This is a genomic window from Alloalcanivorax xenomutans (assembly GCF_032810065.1).
Classification (GTDB): Bacteria; Pseudomonadota; Gammaproteobacteria; order Pseudomonadales; family Alcanivoracaceae; genus Alloalcanivorax; species Alloalcanivorax xenomutans.
The window spans coordinates 3,769,910-3,789,271 of sequence record NZ_CP136538.1 but is presented as its reverse complement, the minus strand read 5'-3'; the positions used below and the strand labels follow the sequence as shown (position 1 = coordinate 3,789,271).

Here is a 19,362-nt window from a genome sequence, read left to right as displayed (position 1 = left end):
GGATTTGTCATGGCAAAGGTCTCTATGAAAAACCGGGAGGCGAAGCGCGCCAAGTTGGTTCAGCGTTACGCCACCAAGCGTGCCGCGCTGAAAGCGGTTATCCAGGATCCCAACGCGGAACCCGAAGCGAAGTGGGAGGCTCAGCTGGAGCTGCAGAAGCTGCCACGGGACTCTTCTCCGGTTCGCCAGCGTAACCGCTGCCGCCTTACCGGCCGTCCGCATGGTTACTACCGCAAATTCGGCCTGAGCCGCATTAAACTGCGTGAAGCAGCGATGCGTGGTGACGTTCCCGGGCTGGTTAAATCCAGCTGGTAAGCAAAGAGTAGCGGAGCAACTGCAGCATGAGCATGCAAGATACCCTGGCGGATATGTTTACCCGTATTCGCAACGCGCAAATGGCTCGTAAAGTCGAGGTGGAGATTCCCTCCTCAAAGGCCAAGGAAGCCATTGCCAAGGTTCTGAAGGAAGAAGGTTACATCGACGGTTACGCGGTGTCTGGCGACGCCAAACCGACGCTGACCGTTCAACTGCGTTATTTTGAAGGCCAGCCGGTGATCGAGAAGATCGCTCGGGTGAGCCGTCCGGGCCTGCGTGTATACAAAGGCGCCGGTGAGATTCCCAAGGTGAAAGGTGGCCTGGGTGTGATGATCGTGTCCACCAACCAGGGCATCATTTCCGATCGCGCCGCCCGCCAGGCGAATGTCGGCGGCGAGCTGATCTGCGAAGTGTCCTAAGGTTTTGGTGTAGACGGATTAGGTGCAGCGATGTCTAGAGTAGCGAAAAATCCGGTTAACCTGCCCAAAGGCGTCGAGGTAGCTATCGACGGCCAGAAGGTGACCGTGAAAGGGTCCAAGGGCAGCCTGGAACACCAGGTGCACGATTTGGTGGAAGTGGCCGTGGATGACGGCGTGTTCTCCGTCAAGCCCCGTGAGGAGTCTCAGCAGGCCTGGGCCGTGGCCGGTACCACGCGTGCTCTGGTCAATAACATGGTCACCGGTGTCTCCGCGGGCTTCGAACGCCGCCTGCTGTTGAACGGCGTTGGTTACCGTGCTCAGGCCCAGGGCAAGACCCTGAATCTGACGCTGGGCTTTTCTCATCCGGTAGCCTATGAGCTGCCCGAAGGGATCACCATTGAGACCCCGAGTCAGACGGAAATCGTCATCAAGGGTATCGATAAGCAGCTGGTGGGCCAGGTGGCCGCCAATGTTCGGGGCTTCCGCCCGCCCGAGCCCTACAAGGGCAAAGGGGTGCGCTATGCTGATGAGCAAGTGCGCCGTAAGGAAGCCAAGAAGAAATAATCGTTGAGACTGAAGCCATGATGGACAAGAAAGTTGCACGTCTGCGCAGGGCAAAGCGTACTCGCCTGAAGATTCGTGAGCTGGGCGAGCTTCGTCTTTCCGTGCATCGCACTCCGCGCCATATTTACGCGCAAATCATCAGCACTGCTGGTGATCGCGTGCTGGCCTCCGCGAGCACGGTGGAAAAAGACCTGCGTGCTGGCGCGACGGGTAATTCTGAAGCCGCCGCTAAAGTTGGTGAGTTGATCGCTCAACGCGCTAAAGAGGCGGGTATCGAAAGCGTGGCCTTTGACCGTTCTGGTTTCCGTTATCACGGCCGGGTCAAGGCGCTGGCGGATGCCGCACGCGAAAACGGGCTTAAATTCTAAGGGTACTTGGTTATGGCGAAAGTTGATCCCAACGAAGGTCTCCAGGAGAAGCTGGTTCAGGTGAACCGGGTTGCCAAGGTGGTGAAAGGCGGCCGTATTTTCGGCTTCACTGCTTTGACCGTGGTGGGTGACGGTAATGGCAAAGTGGGTTTCGGTCGCGGTAAGGCCCGCGAAGTGCCCGCCGCCATCCAGAAGGCCCTGGAAGCTGCCCGTCGCAACATGATTCAGGTGGAGCTCAATGGCACCACCATTCAGCATCCGATCAAGGCTCGGCACGGCGCCTCCAAGGTGTTCATGCAACCGGCCAGCGACGGTACCGGTGTAATCGCCGGTGGTGCCATGCGCGCCGTGCTGGAAGTGGCCGGTGTACAGAACGTACTGGCCAAGTGCTATGGTTCCACCAACCCGGTGAATGTGGTTCGCGCCACGTTCGAGGGTTTGAAAGCGATGGCCTCCGCGGAATCCGTTGCCGCCAAGCGCGGTAAAACGGTCGAAGAGATCCTGAGCTAAGCGCAGACAGACGGAACGTAACGATGGCTGACAAGATCAAGGTAACGCAGGTAAAAAGCACCAACGGCCGGCTGGAAAAGCACAAGGCCTGTGTGCGTGGTCTCGGTCTGCGCCGTATTGGCCATACCGTTGAAGTTGAAGACACCCCTGCGGTACGCGGCATGATTAACAAAGTCGCGTACATGGTACGGGTAGAGGGAGAATAAGCGATGCGTTTGAATGATCTGCATCCCGCTGAAGGTTCCCGTCCGGCCCAGAAACGGGTTGGCCGCGGTATCGGCTCCGGTCTCGGTAAAACGGGCGGTCGTGGCCACAAAGGTCAGAAATCCCGTTCCGGTGGCACCGTGAAGCCCGGGTTTGAAGGTGGACAGATGCCGCTGCAGCGCCGTGTACCGAAGTTCGGTTTCACGTCCAAGCTGGCAATGGCAACCGCTGAAGTACGCCTGGAAGAGCTGGCGAAAGTGGAAGGCGACGTGATCGACCTGGCCGCTTTGAAAGCCGCTGGCGTGGTTCGTTCTGACAAGAAGCGCGCCAAAATCGTGCTGCGTGGCGGTATTGACCGTGCCGTGACGGTGCGTGGCGTGGCGATCACCAAAGGCGCCCGCGAAGCGGTGGAAAAAGCCGGCGGTAAAGTCGAGGAATAACAGGAACCGGGCTATGGCCAAGAACCGTGCACAAACGCTTAACAGTGGTGCCGTCGCAGCAAGCGGTGGTGCCACTCGGGAGTTGTGGCGTCGTATCGGATTCCTGCTTGGGGCCCTGTTGGTGTTCCGGATCGGGGCGCATATTCCGGTACCGGGTATGAACCCGGACATGTTGGAACAGATGTTCAACCAGAACCGGGATACCATCCTTGGCTTGTTCAACATGTTCTCCGGTGGCTCTCTGGAGCGCATGAGTATTTTTGCACTTGGCATCATGCCGTACATTACCGCGAGCATCGTTATTCAGCTGATGACCGCGGTAGTGCCCAGCCTTGAGCAGCTGCGCAAGGAAGGGGAGCAGGGACGCCGCAAGATTACTCAGTATACCCGTTATCTGACCGTCGCCCTGGCGCTGGTGCAGTCTTTCGGGGTATGCGCGGGCCTGAAGAGCCAGGGGATTACCCTGTTGCCGGAAGGCGCTGACAGCATGCAGGTGGCGAGCTTCTATTTCGTGGCCGTGACCTCGTTGGTGACGGGAACGATTTTCCTGATGTGGCTGGGTGAACAAATCACCGAGCGGGGCATCGGGAACGGCATTTCCATGCTGATTTTCGCCTCCATCGTTGCCGGTTTGCCCGGCGCGGTGGCGCAGACCTTCGAGTCCGCCCGGCAGGGCGAGCTGGGGCTGTTGGCTATGCTGATGGTGTTTCTGGTGGCCGTGGCGGTGATTTTCGGTGTGGTGTTCGTGGAGCGCGGTCAACGCCGTATTACCGTGAACTATGCCCGACGCCAGCAAGGCCGCCGGGTATACGCCGCGCAGCAAAGCCATTTGCCGCTGAAAGTGAACATGGCGGGTGTGATTCCGGCGATTTTCGCCAGTTCCATCCTGCTGTTTCCGGCGTCGCTGACCCAATGGTTCAGTGATTCCAACCCGGATTCCTGGTGGGGGATGACCCTGCGCCGGGTGAGCGATGCGCTGTTGCCGGGTACGCCGCTGTACATTCTGTTGTTTACGTTGGCGATCATGTTCTTCTGCTACTTCTATACGGCGTTGGTATTCAACCCGAAGGACGTGGCGGACAACCTGAAGAAATCCGGGGCTTATATCCCGGGTATTCGCCCCGGTGAGCAATCAGCGCGTTACATCGATACCGTGATGGGCCGTCTGACTCTGATCGGTGCCGTATACATGACGCTGGTTTGTCTGTTGCCGTTGGGCCTGCAGGCGATCTGGAATGTACCCTTCTATCTGGGCGGTACTTCGCTGCTGATCGTGGTAGTCGTAGTGATGGACTTCTGGGGCCAGGTGAATTCCCATTTGATGTCCACTCAGTACGAAAAACTGATGAAGAAAGCCAACCTGAAAGGGTATGGCGGCACCGGTCTGGTGCGTTAACAGGGCCTTAGCGGCCGAGATAGTGAGGCGAGTGCGATGAAAGTTCAGGCTTCTGTAAAGAAGATCTGCCGTAACTGCAAAGTGATCCGCCGCAAGGGCCGGGTCATGGTGATCTGCAGTGCCGAGCCGCGGCACAAGCAGCGTCAGGGTTAATTGGCGAGCTTCTTTCCTAGAGATTGGTTGAAATTCAGTCGGTGTAACGCTAGACTCTCCCGCCTTTCGGCGCCAGAGACTGGCGATACCGCTTTGTGAATCGGAGATATTCGGATGGCCCGTATTGCAGGCGTAAACATCCCGGACAACAAACATACGGTGATTTCCCTCACCTATATTTTCGGGATCGGCCGCACCCGTGCTCGCCAGATTTGCGAGCAGACCGGCATTGCGCCGGAGGTTAAGATTCGTGATCTGTCCGGCGATCAGCTGGACGCGATCCGTGCGGAGGTTGCCAAGGTTTCCACGGAGGGCGACCTGCGTCGGGAAATCAACATGAATATCAAGCGGTTGATGGATCTGGGCTGCTACCGTGGCATCCGTCATCGTCGCGGCTTGCCGCTGCGCGGTCAGCGCACCAAAACCAACGCCCGCACCCGTAAGGGCCCGCGGAAACCGATCCGCAAGTAAGTCCTGAATTTGGATAGGCATCATGGCTAAAGCGAAAAGAGACAGTGGCGCACGTCGGAAGAAGGTAACGCGGACCGTTGCGGATGGCATCGCTCACGTACACGCTTCTTTCAATAACACCATCATTACCATCACTGATCGTCAAGGCAACGCGTTGTCCTGGGCGACCTCTGGTGGCGCGGGTTTCCGTGGCTCTCGCAAGAGCACCCCGTTCGCGGCCCAGGTGGCTGCCGAAAACGCCGGAAACGCCGCCAAGGATTATGGCTTGAAGAATCTGGAAGTGCGGGTGAAAGGCCCGGGTCCGGGTCGCGAGTCTTCCATTCGGGCGCTGAACGCCTGTGGTTACAAGATTACCCATATTCAGGACGTGACGCCGATTCCGCACAATGGTTGCCGTCCGCCGAAGAAGCGCCGCGTGTAACGGGAGTTAGAGCAAGATGGCAAGATACCTCGGTCCCAAGTGCAAGCTTTCCCGTCGTGAAGGCACTGACCTGTTTTTGAAGAGCGGCATCCGTCCGCTGGAATCCAAGTGCAAGGCGGAGCAGCCCCCGGGCCAGGCCGCCGCTGGCCGTCGCCCCAGCCGCCTGTCCGACTACGGCGTGCAGCTGCGCGAGAAGCAGAAAGTGCGTCGTATGTACGGCGTGCTGGAAAAGCAGTTCCGTAGCTACTACAAGAAGGCGGCCCGCTCCCGTGGCGCCACCGGCGAAGTACTGCTGCAACTGCTGGAAGGTCGTTTGGACAACGTGGTTTACCGCATGGGCTTCGGCGCTACCCGCTCTGAAGCGCGTCAGCTGGTATCTCACCGTGCGATCCTGGTTAACGGTCAGTCCGTTAACATTCCGTCCTACCAGATCAGCGCCGGTGACGTGATCACCGTGCGTGAGAAGTCCAAGAACCAGCTGCGTGTGAAAAACGCCATGGAGCTGGCTCAGCAACGTGGCTTCCCGACCTGGTTGGAAGTGGACGAGAAGAAGCTCGAAGGTACTTTCAAGGCGCTGCCGGAGCGCATCGATCTCCCCGCGGAGATCAATGAAAACCTGATCGTCGAGCTGTACTCCAAGTAAGGACTGCCTGAGGGATCTCTATGACCGCCGTGAACGAATTTCTCACGCCCCGCTCGATCGCGGTCAACGCGATCAGCGAGACCCACGCCAAGGTTGTGCTTGAGCCGCTGGAGCGGGGTTTTGGGCATACGCTGGGCACGGCGCTGCGCCGCATCCTGTTGTCCAGCATGCCGGGATGCGCCATCACTGAAGTGGAGATCGATGGCGTACAGCACGAATACTCCACCATTGACGGTATTCAGGAAGATGTGATCAACATCCTTCTGAACCTCAAGGGTGTGGCTTTGAAGATGGAAGACCGGGAAGAAGCGGTCCTGGAACTGGTCAAGAAAGGCCCGGGTGACGTGACCGCAGATGACATCCAGCGTGATCACAGCGTGGAGGTCGTCAACCCGGAGCACCTGATCTGTACCATCACCGGCGACACCGAATTGCGTGTCCGCATGAAGGTGGAAAAAGGTCGCGGTTATGTGCCCGCGGACAACCGTCGCAGCGATGACGACGAGACCCGTGGCATCGGCCGTCTGCAACTGGACGCCAGCTTCAGCCCCGTGCGCCGTGTGGCCTATGTGGTGGAAGCTGCCCGGGTGGAGCAGCGGACCGACCTGGATAAGCTGGTTATCGACCTGGAAACCAACGGGACCATTGATCCCGAGGAAGCCATTCGTCGCGCGGCCACCATCCTGCAGCAACAGATCGCGGTATTTGTCGATCTGGAGCAGGATGCCAAGCCCGAGCCGAAACAGGAACGGGAGGAGGTTGATCCCATCCTGCTGCGCCCGGTGGATGATCTTGAACTGACGGTACGTTCCGCCAACTGTCTGAAAGCCGAGAATATTTACTACATCGGCGATCTGGTACAGCGGACCGAGGTGGAGTTGTTGAAAACGCCGAACCTCGGCAAGAAGTCGCTCACCGAGATCAAGGATGTGCTGGCTTCCAAAGGGTTGGCGCTGGGCATGCGTCTGGAGAACTGGCCGCCGGTCAGCCTCCGTGATGATGACCGACTGAACACCAAATTGCGCTAATTGAGTTGTCGTGGACGCTGTGAAGCGCCCTTGAAGATAGGAATAGAACCATGCGTCATCGCAAGAGCGGCAGAAAACTGAATCGGAACAGCTCACATCGTCAGGCCATGTTCCGTAACATGGCGGTGTCGCTGTTGGAACACGAAGCGATCAAGACCACCTTGCCGAAGGCAAAGGAGTTGCGTCGTGTTGCTGAGCCCCTGATCACCCTGGCCAAGGAAGATTCCGTGGCCAACCGTCGCCTGGCGTTCAGCCGGACCCGGTCCAAGGAAGTGGTGGGTAAGCTGTTCAATGAACTGGGCCCGCGCTACAAAGCGCGTCCGGGCGGCTATGTACGGATCCTGAAAATGGGCTTCCGTGCCGGCGACAACGCCCCGATGGCTTATGTGGAACTGGTGGATCGTCCCGAGCCGGGTGAAGCCGCCGACGCTGAATAAAGGCGTAGCCTTCCGCATCAACGAAAAAGCCGGGTACAGCCCGGCTTTTTTGTATCCGTCATTCCTGGCGGCGACCCTTCACGATCACTTGTGATCGTCCTCTTCTTGCTCTGGAAAGGCGTCCGCCTGTTCCAGCCAATCCGGGCCCATTTGTGCCTGGACATACTCCCGAATGAATTGCCGGACTTTCTGGGATGGCGTTACGTCCTCGCGGGCGCAGAGCTGTTCGAACGCGCGCTTTTTGCGAGGATCAATAAGAAGGGTGAGGCGGGCAGTGCGTTTTTCCATGTTAATTTGATTAACATTGAGTGAATGTTGAATAGGAATATAATGCTCATCTCATTTCTCTTCAATGGGATCGGGCCTTTATGTCGCACCGTCGCTATCTGTTCTCGTTGAAAATAGGTTATGCGCTGCGGGAGTGCGTGGCGGAGGGCTATGGCGCGGGCGCGCTGAGAAAGGACCTGGTCGCTGGGCTCACGGTTGGTGTCATCGCCATTCCCTTATCCATGGCGCTGGCCATTGCCAGCGGGGTACCTCCCCAGCATGGGCTGTACACCGCCATTATCGCCGGCTTTCTGATTGCCTTGACCGGGGGCTCGCGCTTCAGTGTCTCGGGGCCGACCGCCGCCTTCGTGGTGATCCTCTATCCGGTGGCGCAGAGTCACGGCTTGCCTGGATTACTGATGGCATCGGTGTTGGCTGGCGCCATGTTACTCCTGATGGCGCTGTGTCGGCTGGGGCGGTTGATCGAGTACATCCCCCAGGCGGTAACGCTGGGTTTCACCGCGGGAATCGCGGTGGTGATCGCGACCCTCCAGCTCAGTGACTTCCTCGGACTCAATAGCGGACCGGCCCCCGAAGGTTATCTGCAAAAGTGGGCGGCGCTGATTCAGTACCTGCCGGGGCTACATGGCCCCAGTCTGCTGGTGGCGGTGGTAACGCTGGCCACTCTTATCCTCTGGCCGCGTCTCAGAACGCCGCTGCCCGCCCATTTACCCGCGGTCTTGATCGGCTCGCTGCTGGCCTGGGGGCTCAGCCGCTATCAATTGCCGGTGGAGACCCTGGGTTCCCGTTTCACTTTTCTGCTGCCGGATGGCTCCCGGGGGTACGGAATTCCACCGGTATTACCGGCCTTCGATTGGCCCTGGAATCACGGCGCTGGCGGTGGTGACAGCCATCTCTGGTCGTGGGCGTCTCTGCGGGAATTGGTGCCGGCAGCGTTTGCCATTGCCATGCTGGGGGCTATTGAATCGTTGTTGTGCGCGGTGGTTCTGGACGGTATGTCGGGTAAACGCCATAGCGCCAATAGTGAATTATTGGGGCAGGGCATTGGTAATCTGGTGGCGCCGTTTTTTGGCGGTATCACCGCTACCGCGGCAATTGCCCGGTCCGCCGCCAATTTCAAAGCGGGAGCTAGGTCGCCGGTGGCCTCCATGATCCATGCCCTGGTGGTACTGCTGGGCATGGTGGCATTAGGGCCCTGGCTGGCCTATTTGCCGATGCCGGCAATGGCGGCGTTGCTGATGATGGTGGCCTGGAACATGAGCGAGGCGCACAAGGCGGTGCGCCTGCTCCGTCGTGCTCCCCTGGGCGAGGTGCTGGTCTTTCTGACCTGTTTCTCCCTTACGGTATTTCTCGATATGGTGGTGGCCATCACCGTGGGGGTGTTGCTGGCCGCTTTGTTGTTCATGCGTGAAATCGCCGCCATGACGCGGATCTCCGACATCACCCATTCGCCACGGTTGCGCGACTATCCGATTCCGGGACAGTGGGGCGTGCTCAAAATCGTGGGACCGCTGTTCTTCGCCGCCGCCGACAGGGTCTTCGCTGAAGCCGACGAGCTGGCTGCCGGCCGGTCTGGTGTGGTGCTGTATATGGATGGCGTATCGGTGCTCGATGGTGGCGGTGTTTCCGCTCTGCAGGGCTTCGTCGACCGCTGCGCCGCCCGTGGTTGTCGGGTAGTGGTGGCGGATCTGGGCTTCCAGCCTCTCAAGACTCTGGCCCGCGCTGGTATGGCGCCGCAGGCCGAACAGCTGAGGTTCTCTCCGAGCCTTGATGAGGCCCTGAAGACGCTGACCTGAGTGATTGGCGGCTTCCGACTTTACGCAATTTTGCGTTTGTCCCTCTTGTGTTCCCCGGCGGCGGGGAGCATCACTAGTCAGACCCAGGTTCCATGTCTGAATCCGCAGGGAGGTATCATGAGCGATAAGCAACCGTTTCTGACCGATATCAAAACATTGCGTGAACGAGCCCGTAAGCACATCGAACAAGGGGCCGTGACCGAGGGGTACAACGCTGACCGCACTCAGGTGATCGAGCTGTTGAACGCGGCTCTGGCCACGGAAATCGTCTGCACGCTGCGTTACAAGCGGCACTACTATATGGCGGATGGGCTGAACGCCAGTATCGCCGCCGAAGAATTTCTAGAGCATGCCCAGCAGGAACAACAGCACGCCGACTGGCTGGCCGAGCGTATCGTACAGTTGGGAGGCGCGCCGAATTTCTCCCCCGAAGGCTTGCAAAGCCGGTCCCACGCGGAATACGTGGAAGGGGAGACTCTCAAGGATATGGTGCGCGAGGACCTGATCGCCGAGCGGATCGCCATTGACAGCTATCGTGAGATCGCCTCCTATCTGGGCGACAAAGACCCCACTACCCGCCGTATCATGGAAGAGATCCTGGCCCAGGAGGAAGAGCACGCCGACGATATGGCGGCGATTCTGGAAGCGCTGTGATTTCTTTCCACGGGGCGCTGGCCGGAGAGCCGGCGCCGCTTACGCCGACGTCGTAATGGAGATATCTATGACCGAGCCCCGTGTGGTGAAACAACCCGGCCGAATTGTCGCCGGCATTCAGATACGTACCAGCAATGAACTTGAAATGCGGTCGGATGACGCCCGCATTCCCCGCCTGTGGCAAAGCTTTGAAAGCGAAAAACTGAATGAGGTGATTCCGGATAAGGCGGCGGGATCCCCGGTGTATGGCGTTTACACCGAGTACAGTAATGGCGCGGAAGGCGAATACAGCGTGCTGGCCGGTGTCGAAGTCACCGATGAGGCCAAGGTGCCGGAAGACTACGTCACGGCGGTACTCAATGCCGGCGACTATCTGGCTTTTGAAGGGCAGGGGCAACTGGACAAGATCGTCCCGGAAACCTGGGCGCGGGTATGGGCCTATTTCGAGTCGGCGGAGGCGCCGCGGAGAGTCTTCGAAACGGATTATGAGGTTTACGAGAGCACCGACAAGGTCACCCTGTACGTCGGTATCCGTTAGCCGTCATCAGCCTGCCAGAGTTGTCCGAGGGGCCAGAGCCGGGCTGACGCCCGGCTCCGTCATGGTGTTATAAGCCCATGCAGTTGGCGTAGAAGGTGGTGGTTGCGGGCCAGTCGGAGAATACCGCGGTAACCCCTACGTCCCGGGCCAGCACGTCCAGTAGTGTCAGGGTGTCGCCGTCATTGTTTATGGCCTCATTGACGCTCTGGTAATACCAGCCGCCTCCCGAAGCCAATGGGCCGGAGCGCTCCAGTGACCAGGCAATCAACCGCAAGCCGGCGGCGCGGGCGGCGCGGGCGTACTCGCTGGGGACGATCTGGTTGTTGTCATCGGTGGTGACCAGCATCCACAGCGGCGGCGCCAGATAATTCACGCCTTGTCCGGCCAGGGTGGCCATGTCTGGTTCCCAGGTGCCGGGGTTTTGCGGGTCCAGCCCGCTGCCGTCACGATCGTCCAGGTAAACCGCCTGGCGGCCATAGGCCGGCTCAGCGCTGATCCAGTAGAGCACATCGTCCAGATTGAAGGATTGAGGGAACACCTGACGTGGTGAGACCCCGGCTTCCTTGTATTCGTTGATCAATTGCTGAGCATACTGCTCCTGGGTGTAGTCCCCGTCGTAGGGCATGGGGACGCTGGGAGCCTTTAATTCCGGTGTCATCTTCACGCCCAGTTCCCGGAACAGTGCAATGCTTTCCTTGTGGCTCATCAAGGTGCCGTTCTGGCTGTAGAGATCGGTGCGCCAGTCCGGTGTGGCCGCCATGTATTCCTCCACCGTGGTGGCATCGGGATTGCCGGCGTCCATCTTGCCTTCAAGGCTCTTGAATTCTTCCAGGGTCAGATCACTGGTACAGCAGCTTACGTTACTGAAGTCGTACTCGCCGTTGCCCAGCGGCACCGGCGGGCTGCTGCATTTGCCGGCCAGATCGGTGGCCAGGATGTTGGTGGTGGTGTGTAGGTCGCATTGGGAATGGCGGCACACCAGTTCCTTATCCCGGGTGAAAGCGACATCGCATTCCAGAATACCGGCGCCCATGCGAGCCGCGGCCCGATAGGATTCCTCGGTATGTTCCGGGAATTGTAATGGGGCACCCCGGTGGCCGATGGACCAGTCCGTGCGCCGTTGCGGGCGTTTCCGCTCGGCACAGGATTGCAGGCGCTGCTTCAATGGGCCTGGATCCATGTCGTCCACCAGATAGTAGGGGCGCGGCCCCAGTTCCACCGCGCCGGCGACATGGGCAGGGCGGTGGCGGTCGGGGCCGTGATCGGCACCGTGGCCATAACCGTTGCCTTTGCCGTTGTTGGCGCAGGCGGCGGTGGCCAGACCGAGCAGGGACAGGGCAAGCATGGAACGAGTCAGGGTCGAACGCATGGTGGGAACTCCCTTCTTGAGTTATTGGGGGGACTTCCCAACCTAGAAGTGTTCTATGACGATCCGGTTAGCGTCGTCTCCCCGCTCGGACCGGTTGCCTGAAGTGTGGACTGCGTCACGATCCTCCAAGGAGGCAGGGGGCCTTTCGTGGAAGGATGTTCCGTTATGGTGCGCGTTTGGCATGGATGCTGCTTCTTTATTCAGGAAAGAAAAAGGGGGGAGGCATGAGAACGGGGTTGAGCGATCACTGGTTGATGCACCGACAGGTGGTCAGTCTGGTAAATCAATGCCGGCGCCTGATTCGCGAGGAATTCGCGGTAGCGCTGCGATTGTCTGATGCCGACCTGCGCCAACAGCTCAGACACTATGCGCGGGTCAGCCAGGACACGCGGATCCGCGCATTGCTGAACGAAATCGATAGCCTGGCGCCGGAGCTTCAGGCCGAGCCCGAGGCGCCTCGTCAGATGTACCGTGGCCAAGCGGTCCGTTCAGAGGAGAAACCTTCCCTGGCCATGGCGCCCAAGCCGGTGAAGAAAAGCAAACGAATGTACCGCGGGCGCCCAGTGGAGGATTAGGGGAAGGGCTTCCTTTCAATCCGGGGTTTTGCCTTTCTGGAGGGGAGCGTCACCGGTCAGGGGGTTCCAGGACACGCTGTGAATACGTCCCCGTACGCTCGGGTTTGGCCATCCCTGGCCAAACACGGTCCTGGAACGCCCTGACCGGCGACACTCCGCGAGTTCTGAAGCGCTCAACTTCGAATCAAGGTTGGGTGGAAAGAACACGGAACCCTTCGGTTGGCTGTGACCGAGGGTCTTGCGGGTATCCCGGGTGTCCATGACTGTGTGAGGCAGGACGCCGAACGCAAGTCTACAGGGATGTATTCACGGCGGGTCATGGACACCCGGGATACCCGCAAGACCCGCCTACGAAGCACCAAGGCTTCCCATCACAAAGAGTCGATTTCCCGCCAATCCGCGATGAACTTTATTTTTTTCCCAGTAGAGGTTTCAGAAAGCGCCCGGTGTGGCTGGCTTTGACCTTGACCACCTGTTCCGGAGTGCCCTCGGCAATGATCTCGCCGCCGCCATCACCGCCCTCCGGGCCGAGATCGACGATCCAGTCGGCGGTTTTGATCACGTCCAGATTGTGCTCAATCACGACGATGCTGTTGCCGTGGTCGCGCAGCCGGGTGAGTACGTCCAGCAGTAGCTGGATATCCTGGAAGTGCAGCCCGGTGGTGGGTTCGTCGAGAATGTAGAGGGTGTTGCCCGTATCGCGACGGGACAGTTCCCGCGCCAGTTTCACCCGCTGCGCCTCACCGCCGGACAGGGTGGTGGCGGCCTGGCCCAGTTTGATGTAACTCAGACCCACGTCCAGCAGTGTCTGCAGACGCCGTTGCAGGGCCGGCACGGCGTCAAAAAACTCGCGGCCTTCCTCCACGGTCATTTCCAGCACTTCGTAGATGTTCTTGCCCTTGTAGGTGATTTCCAGGGTTTCCCGATTGTAGCGTTTGCCTTCGCACACCTCGCAGGGAACATAGATGTCGGGCAGAAAGTGCATTTCCACCTTGATCACACCATCGCCCTGACAGGCCTCGCAGCGGCCGCCCTTGACGTTGAAGCTGAAGCGGCCGGGCTTGTAGCCCCGCGATCGGGCTTCCTGGGTGCCGGCGAACAACTCCCGCACCGGCGTGAAAATGCCGGTGTAAGTGGCCGGGTTGGAACGTGGAGTGCGGCCGATGGGGCTCTGATCGATATCCACTACCTTGTCGAAGTGGTCCAGACCCTTGATCTCCCGGTACGGAGACGCGCGCAGGGTGGTGGCTTTGTTCAGGCGGGTGGCGGCCACCGGGTACAGGGTGTGGTTGATCAAGGTGGACTTGCCGGAACCCGAGACGCCGGTAATGCAGGTGAACAGGCCCACCGGCAGTTTGAGATGAGCGTCTTTGAGGTTATTGCCGCTGGCGCCGGTGAGTTCCAGCCAGCGATCGTTGGCGGCGACCCGCTTTTTCGGCACGGCAATGGCGCGGCGGCCGGACAGATAATCGCCCGTTAGGGACTTTGGATTGCCGGCCACGTCTTCCGGCTTGCCCTGAGCCACAACCTGCCCACCGTGCACGCCGGCGCCGGGGCCAATGTCGATCACATGGTCCGCCATGCGGATGGCGTCCTCGTCATGCTCCACCACCAGCACGGTGTTGCCGAGATCACGCAGCCGGGTCAGGGTGCTGAGCAGGCGCTCGTTGTCGCGTTGGTGCAGGCCGATGGAGGGTTCGTCGAGCACATACATCACCCCCACCAGGCCGGCGCCGATCTGGCTGGCCAGGCGGATGCGCTGAGCTTCACCACCAGACAAGGTCTCGGCGCTGCGCTCCAGGGTCAGATAGTCCAGGCCGACATTGACCAGGAACTGCAGACGATCGCGGATTTCCTTGAGAATCTTCTCGGCGATTTCGCCCCGGCTGCCGGCCAGTTTCAACTGATCGAAATAGTCGAACGCCTTGCCTACCGCCATGCGTACCACCTGGGGCAGCGTGATCTCGTCGATGAACACATGCCGGGCGGCTTCCCGAAGCCGGGAACCGTGACAGCTCGGACAGGTGGAGGTGGACAGGTAAGTGGCCAGGTCCTCTCGTACCGCCTCCGATTCGGTTTCCCGGTAGCGGCGCTCCATGTTGGGGATGATGCCCTCGAACGGATGGTTGCGGCTGATGATGTCTCCGCGGTCGTTGAGATAGCGGAATTCCACGTTTTCCTTGCCGGTACCGTAGAGGATCTTCTTGCGAACGGCTTTGCTCAGCTTCTTGAACGGCACGTCCATATCGAAGCCAAGGCTGTCCGCCAGAGAGGTGAGCATCTGGAAGTAATAAACGTTGCGGCGATCCCAGCCGCGAATCGCGCCCTCGGCCAGGGACAGTTCATCACTGGTGATGACCTTGTCCTCGTCGAAGAATTGTTTGACGCCAAGACCGTCGCAGCTCGGGCAGGCGCCGGCCGGGTTGTTGAACGAGAACAGACGCGGCTCCAGCTCCGGGATGGAATAGCCGCAGTGTGGGCAGGCGAACTTGGCCGAGAAGGTGATTTCCTCGCCCTTGCCGTCCATGGGGGCGATCACCGCGATGTCATCCGCCAGGTGCAGGGCGGTCTCGAACGATTCGGCCAGCCGGTTCTGCAGATCCGGGCGCACCTTGAAGCGATCCACCACCACTTCGATGGTGTGCTTCTTGTTTTTGTCCAGGGTGGGGGTGTCGTCCATATCGTGGATACGGCCGTTCACCCGCGCCCGCACGAAGCCCTGGGCACGCAACTCATCGAACAGATGGAGATGCTCGCCTTTCTTCTCTCGTACCACCGGTGCCAGCAGCATCAGCCGGGCGCCGTCTTCCATGGCGATCACCTGATCCACCATCTGACTGATGGTCTGGGCCGCCAGCGGCGTATCGTGCTCGGGACAGCGTGGCTCGCCCACCCGGGCGAACAGCAGGCGAAGATAGTCGTAGATCTCGGTAATGGTGCCCACGGTGGAGCGCGGGTTATGGCTGGTGGACTTCTGCTCGATGGAGATCGCCGGACTCAGCCCTTCGATGTGGTCGACATCGGGCTTTTCCATCATCGACAGGAACTGCCGGGCGTAGGTGGACAGTGACTCCACGTAGCGGCGCTGCCCTTCCGCGTAGAGCGTGTCGAACGCCAGCGATGATTTACCGGAACCGGATAAGCCGGTGATCACCACCAGCTTGTCCCGTGGAATGTCCAGATCCACGTTTTTCAGGTTATGGGTACGGGCACCGCGCACCAGAATGGTATCCATGGGTACTGCCACCTACTGTCAAAATGAACAGTGGAGTATAGGGGAAATGTTATGAAGGAGAAAAGAAATCAACGGCCGGACGGCAATGCCATCGGAAGGGCCGACACGCCGATGCGTGTCAGCCGGTGCGGGTTACAGGTTTTCCTGGGCCCAGTTCACGGCCTGCAGGCGGTTGGAGGCGTTGATCTTCTTGAAGATATTGTAGATGTGGGTCTTGATGGTGTGCGGGCTGAGGTTCAGAGCCGTGGCGATTTCAGAGTTCTTGGCGCCGGTGGCCATCACCTTGAGCACTTCCACTTCGCGATCGGTCAGGTTCACCTCGCTGCGTGAGAAGGTCTTGTTGAAAGCGCGGCTCTTCACCAGGTATTGCTGCAGCACCTTGCGCGGGAACCACAGTTCGCCTTCGAAGATCGCCTTGATGCCCTTGGTCAGCAGGCCCTGGGGGCAGTCGTGCAGGAAACCGCCGTTGACCATCGGCAGTCCGGCCAGGCGCGACAGGGAAGCATCGTCGTCCACATTGAAGACGCCGGTGAGCACGTCGCAATCCAGGCGCTGATCCACGGCCAGGAGGTGATTGATGACGTCGTTGACGTCCACCGAGTGGTAATCCACCAGGAACAGGTTCTGCTCCGCTCCTGCGAGATCGTCTTCGGCTACCATGTCGACCGTTTTCACGGCGGTGGCGGGAATGGACTCCTTAGCGAGAAACTCGGTAAGCAGGGCGTTTTGCAGGTGCTGGTTACCAACCACGTACACCTTCTGAGCGGGGATTTTATCCATGGAGTCTTCCGTGATGCGCTGAGGCTATCGGAGTGGCTACGAAAAATACCGTATTGTGCAAAAATCTATCACCCCTGGCGGGGCGGTTCAATTTGCTATTGCCTTAAGTGACAAGGTTTTACAGGTTCGAGCTTGACCAGAGAGCCGCCGAGGCGTTTTGTCCCCGCCCGGTGCCGGGGGAATCTGATACACTTGCCGCCCCCTAACCAGCCGCACCGGTTGCCAATCATCATGACGGACGAGTCCACCGCCGCCCTGCGGCGCACGGAAATCAGTACCAGCAGTTCTCTGGCCGCGATTTTTGCCCTGCGCATGTTCGGGTTGTTCATGATCCTGCCGATCTTTGCCGTATTCGGCGGACAGCTCGAGGGCGCCACACCACTGCTGATTGGTACCGCCATCGGTGCCTACGGGCTGATGCAGGCGTGTCTGCAGATCCCTTTTGGCATGCTCTCCGACCGTTTCGGGCGCCGTCCGATGCTGTTGATCGGCCTGGCCCTGTTCATGGCCGGTGGGGTGGTGGCGGCGCTCAGTGACACCATATATGGCGTCATCCTGGGGCGTGCCTTGCAGGGATCCGGCGCCATTGCCAGTGTCATTATGGCGCTGATTGGCGATGTAGTGAGCGAGCGTAACCGCACCAAGGCCATGGCCTTGATCGGAATGTCGGTGGGCGGTTCCTTCATCCTGGCACTGATTCTGGGGCCGCTGCTGGCTCACTGGCTGGGGCTCAGCGGCCTGTTCTGGCTGACCGTGGCGCTCGGTGCCGTGGCGTTGCTGGTAGCGCTGCGCGTACCGGCGCCCAAGGTCATGCTCGATGAGGCACTGCCGCCATCGCAGCGGTTCCGGCGGGTGCTGGGCAGCGCGGATCTGCGCCGTCTGGATCTGGGCATTCTGGTGTTGCACCTGACCATGACCGCGTCCTTCGTGGTGCTGCCCAAATTATTGCAAACCCGGCTCGGCTTGAGCCTGGATCAGCATAGTCTGCTGTACCTGGTGGTTCTGGTGGCGGGTTTCCTGGCCATGATTCCGTTGATCATCGCCGCGGAGCGCCGTGGCGCGGTGCCGATCAAAAGAGCGGCGGTGGCTCTGCTGATCGTCGCCGAGGTGCTGCTGGCGGTGGCGGGCGAGACCCTGTGGCACTTCGTGCTGGCCTTGTTTGTCTATTTCATGGCCTTCAACCTGCTGGAGGCCCTGCTGCCCTCCATGGTTGGCCGAGCCGCGCCGGCCGGCACCCGTGGCACCGCCATGGGCGTGTACTCCACCAGCCAGTTCCTGGGAGTGTTCATCGGCGGGCAGCTGGGCGGTGCCCTGTTTCAGTGGGTGGGCGCCGAGGCGGTTTTCTATGGGTGCGCCGCCATGGCGCTGTTCTGGCTATGGCGTCTGGCCGGCATGAAGGAACTGCCAAAGCTCGATAACCGGGTCATTCAACTGAGCCCCGCCGACGACCCGCGCCATACGGTGGAGCGGCTGCGTGCCGTGCCCGGCGTGCTGGAGGCGGTAGTGGTCGCCGACAAGCATCTGGCCCTGCTGAAGGTGGATAACCAACTGCTTGACGAGCGCGCGCTCCAGGCCCTCGCCGCCGAAGGGCAAAACTGACAGAATACCCGTTTATCCAGTTATGCCGCCGCAGGGCGGCCCGTCGAATTTGAGGGAGTGCAAGGCCATGGCGAGAGGGGTGAACAAAGTGATATTGATCGGCAACCTGGGTGCCGATCCGGAAACCCGCTTCATGCCCAGTGGCGGGGCGGTGACCAATGTCCGCCTGGCCACCTCGGAAACCTGGAAGGACCGGCAGACCGGTCAAATGCAGGAACGTACCGAATGGCACCGGGTGGTGTTCTTCAACAAGCTCGGCGAGATCGCCGGTGAATACCTGAAGAAGGGCAGCAAGGTCTACATCGAAGGTTCGATCCGTACCCGTAAATGGCAGGGGCAGGATGGCCAGGACCGCTACACCACCGAGATTGTCGCCAACGAAATGCAAATGTTGGACGGCCGTGGTGACGGCGGTGGCGGCTTCGGTGGCGGGGACCGCCAGGGCGGCGGGGCGCCCCGTCAGCAGCAAGGAAGTTACGATCAGGGCGGCGATGACTACAACCAGGGCGGTGGCCAGAGCAGTGGCGGCCAAGGTGGTGGTTTCGGCGGCCCGGCAGACGATTTCGACGACGATATCCCGTTCTGATTGTCCCGCCACCCGCCCAGGGGCCTTTGGTCCCTGGGCGTCCCCCGGCGCTTGCCGACGTTTCCATTTCCTGAAATCCCCGGTTCCGTGAATATTCCATGACAAAACGACGGTCATGGCGGTCACGGCTCGTCTTGTTAATGCGGTTCACCTGTTGGCGGCATGTTGCCCGCCGTCGATGTGGTCGGGCGGCATCAAGCATCAATCCAGACAATTGGCATATTCTCGTTGCCCCCGCTCCCGGGGCAACGATCTTTTTCCGCTGCGCTATGCAGGCCTCCTTCTCTCTTGTTTCGGCACCGCCTGCCACGGTTGGGTCATAAGTATTCGCCCCGGGTTGGGCCGTCATGAGCGTGTCATTGTGATGGCCCACCCTGGCGCCCCTTCTTGTGAAATCGCGCCGTCTTGCCTACCGCGCGGCACTGGCCGTATTTGATCAGGTGCTAGCAGGCTCCGGATTGAGGTACAGTTAGCGTTTCGGCTTCGTTAGTGGCGCGGTCGTACCAGCCGGTCCGTCGGGATTCGGCCAGGCAAGTTCATTGGGGTAGTGGATTCATGACCATGGATGCCATG

The 19,362-nt window shown here is 60.0% G+C and carries 24 protein-coding genes; 20 read left to right on the top strand and 4 right to left on the bottom strand.

Annotation, left to right across the window (positions count from 1 at the left end):
* Positions 1–9 precede the first annotated feature (9 nt).
* From rpsN to rplQ, 14 genes are all read left to right on the top strand, one after another.
* Entirely contained in the window at positions 10–315 is a 306-nt protein-coding gene (gene rpsN, locus RYH70_RS17485; protein ID WP_026949539.1) for a 30S ribosomal protein S14, read from the top strand.
* A gap of 26 nt (positions 316–341) precedes the next feature.
* The gene (gene rpsH, locus RYH70_RS17480) at positions 342–734 is read left to right on the top strand and encodes a 30S ribosomal protein S8 (RefSeq protein WP_022995838.1); all 393 of its coding nucleotides are present in this window, start codon (positions 342–344) and stop codon (positions 732–734) included.
* Positions 735–764: 30 nt separating this feature from the next.
* On the top strand, positions 765–1,298 hold the full coding sequence (gene rplF, locus RYH70_RS17475) for a 50S ribosomal protein L6 (protein WP_022995837.1): 534 nt from the start codon (positions 765–767) through the stop codon (positions 1,296–1,298).
* A 17-nt stretch (positions 1,299–1,315) separates the two neighbouring features.
* Positions 1,316–1,666 (top strand): 50S ribosomal protein L18, encoded by a 351-nt coding sequence (rplR, locus tag RYH70_RS17470; RefSeq protein ID WP_014996096.1) that lies wholly within the window; start codon positions 1,316–1,318, stop codon positions 1,664–1,666.
* Between the two features lie 12 nt (positions 1,667–1,678).
* On the top strand, positions 1,679–2,176 hold the full coding sequence (gene rpsE, locus RYH70_RS17465) for a 30S ribosomal protein S5 (RefSeq protein WP_014996095.1): 498 nt from the start codon (positions 1,679–1,681) through the stop codon (positions 2,174–2,176).
* 23 nt (positions 2,177–2,199) lie between these two features.
* Complete coding sequence (rpmD, locus tag RYH70_RS17460; RefSeq protein WP_014996094.1) at positions 2,200–2,382, top strand: 50S ribosomal protein L30; 183 nt, start codon at positions 2,200–2,202, stop codon at positions 2,380–2,382.
* Positions 2,383–2,385: 3 nt separating this feature from the next.
* Positions 2,386–2,820 (top strand): 50S ribosomal protein L15, encoded by a 435-nt coding sequence (gene rplO, locus RYH70_RS17455; protein ID WP_022995836.1) that lies wholly within the window; start codon positions 2,386–2,388, stop codon positions 2,818–2,820.
* Between the two features lie 13 nt (positions 2,821–2,833).
* Positions 2,834–4,216, top strand: a complete 1,383-nt coding sequence (secY, locus tag RYH70_RS17450) for a preprotein translocase subunit SecY (protein WP_014996092.1) — start codon at positions 2,834–2,836, stop codon at positions 4,214–4,216.
* Between the two features lie 36 nt (positions 4,217–4,252).
* Positions 4,253–4,369, top strand: coding sequence for a 50S ribosomal protein L36 (gene rpmJ, locus RYH70_RS17445; protein ID WP_008928865.1), 117 nt, complete (start codon positions 4,253–4,255; stop codon positions 4,367–4,369).
* Between the two features lie 114 nt (positions 4,370–4,483).
* Positions 4,484–4,840, top strand: a complete 357-nt coding sequence (rpsM, locus tag RYH70_RS17440; protein ID WP_022995835.1) for a 30S ribosomal protein S13 — start codon at positions 4,484–4,486, stop codon at positions 4,838–4,840.
* 22 nt (positions 4,841–4,862) lie between these two features.
* Positions 4,863–5,261 (top strand): 30S ribosomal protein S11, encoded by a 399-nt coding sequence (gene rpsK, locus RYH70_RS17435; protein ID WP_014996090.1) that lies wholly within the window; start codon positions 4,863–4,865, stop codon positions 5,259–5,261.
* Positions 5,262–5,277: 16 nt separating this feature from the next.
* The gene (gene rpsD, locus RYH70_RS17430) at positions 5,278–5,904 is read left to right on the top strand and encodes a 30S ribosomal protein S4 (protein WP_022995834.1); all 627 of its coding nucleotides are present in this window, start codon (positions 5,278–5,280) and stop codon (positions 5,902–5,904) included.
* Between the two features lie 20 nt (positions 5,905–5,924).
* Entirely contained in the window at positions 5,925–6,932 is a 1,008-nt protein-coding gene (locus RYH70_RS17425; protein WP_022995833.1) for a DNA-directed RNA polymerase subunit alpha, read from the top strand.
* A 50-nt stretch (positions 6,933–6,982) separates the two neighbouring features.
* The gene (gene rplQ / locus RYH70_RS17420; protein ID WP_014996087.1) at positions 6,983–7,369 is read left to right on the top strand and encodes a 50S ribosomal protein L17; all 387 of its coding nucleotides are present in this window, start codon (positions 6,983–6,985) and stop codon (positions 7,367–7,369) included.
* Positions 7,370–7,453: 84 nt separating this feature from the next.
* Here rplQ and RYH70_RS17415 read toward each other — a convergent pair whose 3' ends face one another.
* Complete coding sequence (locus RYH70_RS17415; RefSeq protein ID WP_080531537.1) at positions 7,454–7,657, bottom strand: CopG family transcriptional regulator; 204 nt, start codon at positions 7,655–7,657, stop codon at positions 7,454–7,456.
* Between the two features lie 80 nt (positions 7,658–7,737).
* On the opposite strand from RYH70_RS17415, the gene dauA reads away from it, so the two are divergent.
* The 3 genes from dauA to RYH70_RS17400 all read left to right on the top strand — a co-directional run bounded on the left by dauA (position 7,738) and on the right by RYH70_RS17400 (position 10,645).
* Positions 7,738–9,453, top strand: a complete 1,716-nt coding sequence (gene dauA, locus RYH70_RS17410; RefSeq protein ID WP_080531536.1) for a C4-dicarboxylic acid transporter DauA — start codon at positions 7,738–7,740, stop codon at positions 9,451–9,453.
* A 117-nt stretch (positions 9,454–9,570) separates the two neighbouring features.
* The gene (locus RYH70_RS17405; RefSeq protein ID WP_022995830.1) at positions 9,571–10,107 is read left to right on the top strand and encodes a ferritin-like domain-containing protein; all 537 of its coding nucleotides are present in this window, start codon (positions 9,571–9,573) and stop codon (positions 10,105–10,107) included.
* A 67-nt stretch (positions 10,108–10,174) separates the two neighbouring features.
* The gene (locus tag RYH70_RS17400) at positions 10,175–10,645 is read left to right on the top strand and encodes a GyrI-like domain-containing protein (protein WP_022995829.1); all 471 of its coding nucleotides are present in this window, start codon (positions 10,175–10,177) and stop codon (positions 10,643–10,645) included.
* A gap of 67 nt (positions 10,646–10,712) precedes the next feature.
* On the opposite strand, the gene RYH70_RS17395 is transcribed toward RYH70_RS17400, so the two are convergent.
* Entirely contained in the window at positions 10,713–12,014 is a 1,302-nt protein-coding gene (locus RYH70_RS17395; protein WP_022995828.1) for a glycerophosphodiester phosphodiesterase family protein, read from the bottom strand.
* Positions 12,015–12,238: 224 nt separating this feature from the next.
* On the opposite strand from RYH70_RS17395, the gene RYH70_RS17390 reads away from it, so the two are divergent.
* Positions 12,239–12,589, top strand: coding sequence for a hypothetical protein (locus tag RYH70_RS17390; RefSeq protein ID WP_026949542.1), 351 nt, complete (start codon positions 12,239–12,241; stop codon positions 12,587–12,589).
* A gap of 409 nt (positions 12,590–12,998) precedes the next feature.
* On the opposite strand, the gene uvrA is transcribed toward RYH70_RS17390, so the two are convergent.
* Both uvrA and RYH70_RS17380 read right to left on the bottom strand, forming a co-directional pair.
* On the bottom strand, positions 12,999–15,824 hold the full coding sequence (gene uvrA, locus RYH70_RS17385) for an excinuclease ABC subunit UvrA (protein ID WP_317009459.1): 2,826 nt from the start codon (positions 15,822–15,824) through the stop codon (positions 12,999–13,001).
* Positions 15,825–15,956: 132 nt separating this feature from the next.
* A complete protein-coding gene (locus RYH70_RS17380; protein WP_014996079.1) occupies positions 15,957–16,604 on the bottom strand; it encodes a LuxR C-terminal-related transcriptional regulator in 648 nt (215 codons plus the stop codon).
* A gap of 231 nt (positions 16,605–16,835) precedes the next feature.
* Between RYH70_RS17380 and RYH70_RS17375 the strand changes: the two genes are divergently transcribed.
* Together RYH70_RS17375 and ssb are read left to right on the top strand one after the other, a co-directional pair.
* Positions 16,836–18,203, top strand: coding sequence for an MFS transporter (locus RYH70_RS17375; RefSeq protein WP_022995825.1), 1,368 nt, complete (start codon positions 16,836–16,838; stop codon positions 18,201–18,203).
* A gap of 67 nt (positions 18,204–18,270) precedes the next feature.
* Positions 18,271–18,789: a single-stranded DNA-binding protein gene (gene ssb / locus RYH70_RS17370; protein ID WP_022995824.1), complete on the top strand. Its 519-nt coding sequence runs from the start codon at positions 18,271–18,273 to the stop codon at positions 18,787–18,789.
* The last annotated feature ends 573 nt before the right edge of the window (positions 18,790–19,362 follow it).

Coding starts and splice junctions, on each gene's coding strand:
- dauA (WP_080531536.1), top strand. CDS start 7,738: ATGTCGCACCGTCGCTATCTGTTCTCGTTGAAAATAGGTTATGCGCTG.
- rpsD (WP_022995834.1), top strand. CDS start 5,278: ATGGCAAGATACCTCGGTCCCAAGTGCAAGCTTTCCCGTCGTGAAGGC.
- rplO (WP_022995836.1), top strand. CDS start 2,386: ATGCGTTTGAATGATCTGCATCCCGCTGAAGGTTCCCGTCCGGCCCAG.
- rplR (WP_014996096.1), top strand. CDS start 1,316: ATGATGGACAAGAAAGTTGCACGTCTGCGCAGGGCAAAGCGTACTCGC.
- rpsH (WP_022995838.1), top strand. CDS start 342: ATGAGCATGCAAGATACCCTGGCGGATATGTTTACCCGTATTCGCAAC.
- RYH70_RS17400 (WP_022995829.1), top strand. CDS start 10,175: ATGACCGAGCCCCGTGTGGTGAAACAACCCGGCCGAATTGTCGCCGGC.
- RYH70_RS17425 (WP_022995833.1), top strand. CDS start 5,925: ATGACCGCCGTGAACGAATTTCTCACGCCCCGCTCGATCGCGGTCAAC.
- rplQ (WP_014996087.1), top strand. CDS start 6,983: ATGCGTCATCGCAAGAGCGGCAGAAAACTGAATCGGAACAGCTCACAT.
- RYH70_RS17405 (WP_022995830.1), top strand. CDS start 9,571: ATGAGCGATAAGCAACCGTTTCTGACCGATATCAAAACATTGCGTGAA.
- rpsK (WP_014996090.1), top strand. CDS start 4,863: ATGGCTAAAGCGAAAAGAGACAGTGGCGCACGTCGGAAGAAGGTAACG.
- rplF (WP_022995837.1), top strand. CDS start 765: ATGTCTAGAGTAGCGAAAAATCCGGTTAACCTGCCCAAAGGCGTCGAG.
- rpsN (WP_026949539.1), top strand. CDS start 10: ATGGCAAAGGTCTCTATGAAAAACCGGGAGGCGAAGCGCGCCAAGTTG.
- rpsE (WP_014996095.1), top strand. CDS start 1,679: ATGGCGAAAGTTGATCCCAACGAAGGTCTCCAGGAGAAGCTGGTTCAG.
- secY (WP_014996092.1), top strand. CDS start 2,834: ATGGCCAAGAACCGTGCACAAACGCTTAACAGTGGTGCCGTCGCAGCA.
- RYH70_RS17380 (WP_014996079.1), bottom strand. CDS start 16,604: ATGGATAAAATCCCCGCTCAGAAGGTGTACGTGGTTGGTAACCAGCAC.
- ssb (WP_022995824.1), top strand. CDS start 18,271: ATGGCGAGAGGGGTGAACAAAGTGATATTGATCGGCAACCTGGGTGCC.
- RYH70_RS17375 (WP_022995825.1), top strand. CDS start 16,836: ATGACGGACGAGTCCACCGCCGCCCTGCGGCGCACGGAAATCAGTACC.
- RYH70_RS17415 (WP_080531537.1), bottom strand. CDS start 7,657: ATGGAAAAACGCACTGCCCGCCTCACCCTTCTTATTGATCCTCGCAAA.
- uvrA (WP_317009459.1), bottom strand. CDS start 15,824: ATGGATACCATTCTGGTGCGCGGTGCCCGTACCCATAACCTGAAAAAC.
- rpmJ (WP_008928865.1), top strand. CDS start 4,253: ATGAAAGTTCAGGCTTCTGTAAAGAAGATCTGCCGTAACTGCAAAGTG.
- RYH70_RS17390 (WP_026949542.1), top strand. CDS start 12,239: ATGAGAACGGGGTTGAGCGATCACTGGTTGATGCACCGACAGGTGGTC.
- RYH70_RS17395 (WP_022995828.1), bottom strand. CDS start 12,014: ATGCGTTCGACCCTGACTCGTTCCATGCTTGCCCTGTCCCTGCTCGGT.
- rpsM (WP_022995835.1), top strand. CDS start 4,484: ATGGCCCGTATTGCAGGCGTAAACATCCCGGACAACAAACATACGGTG.
- rpmD (WP_014996094.1), top strand. CDS start 2,200: ATGGCTGACAAGATCAAGGTAACGCAGGTAAAAAGCACCAACGGCCGG.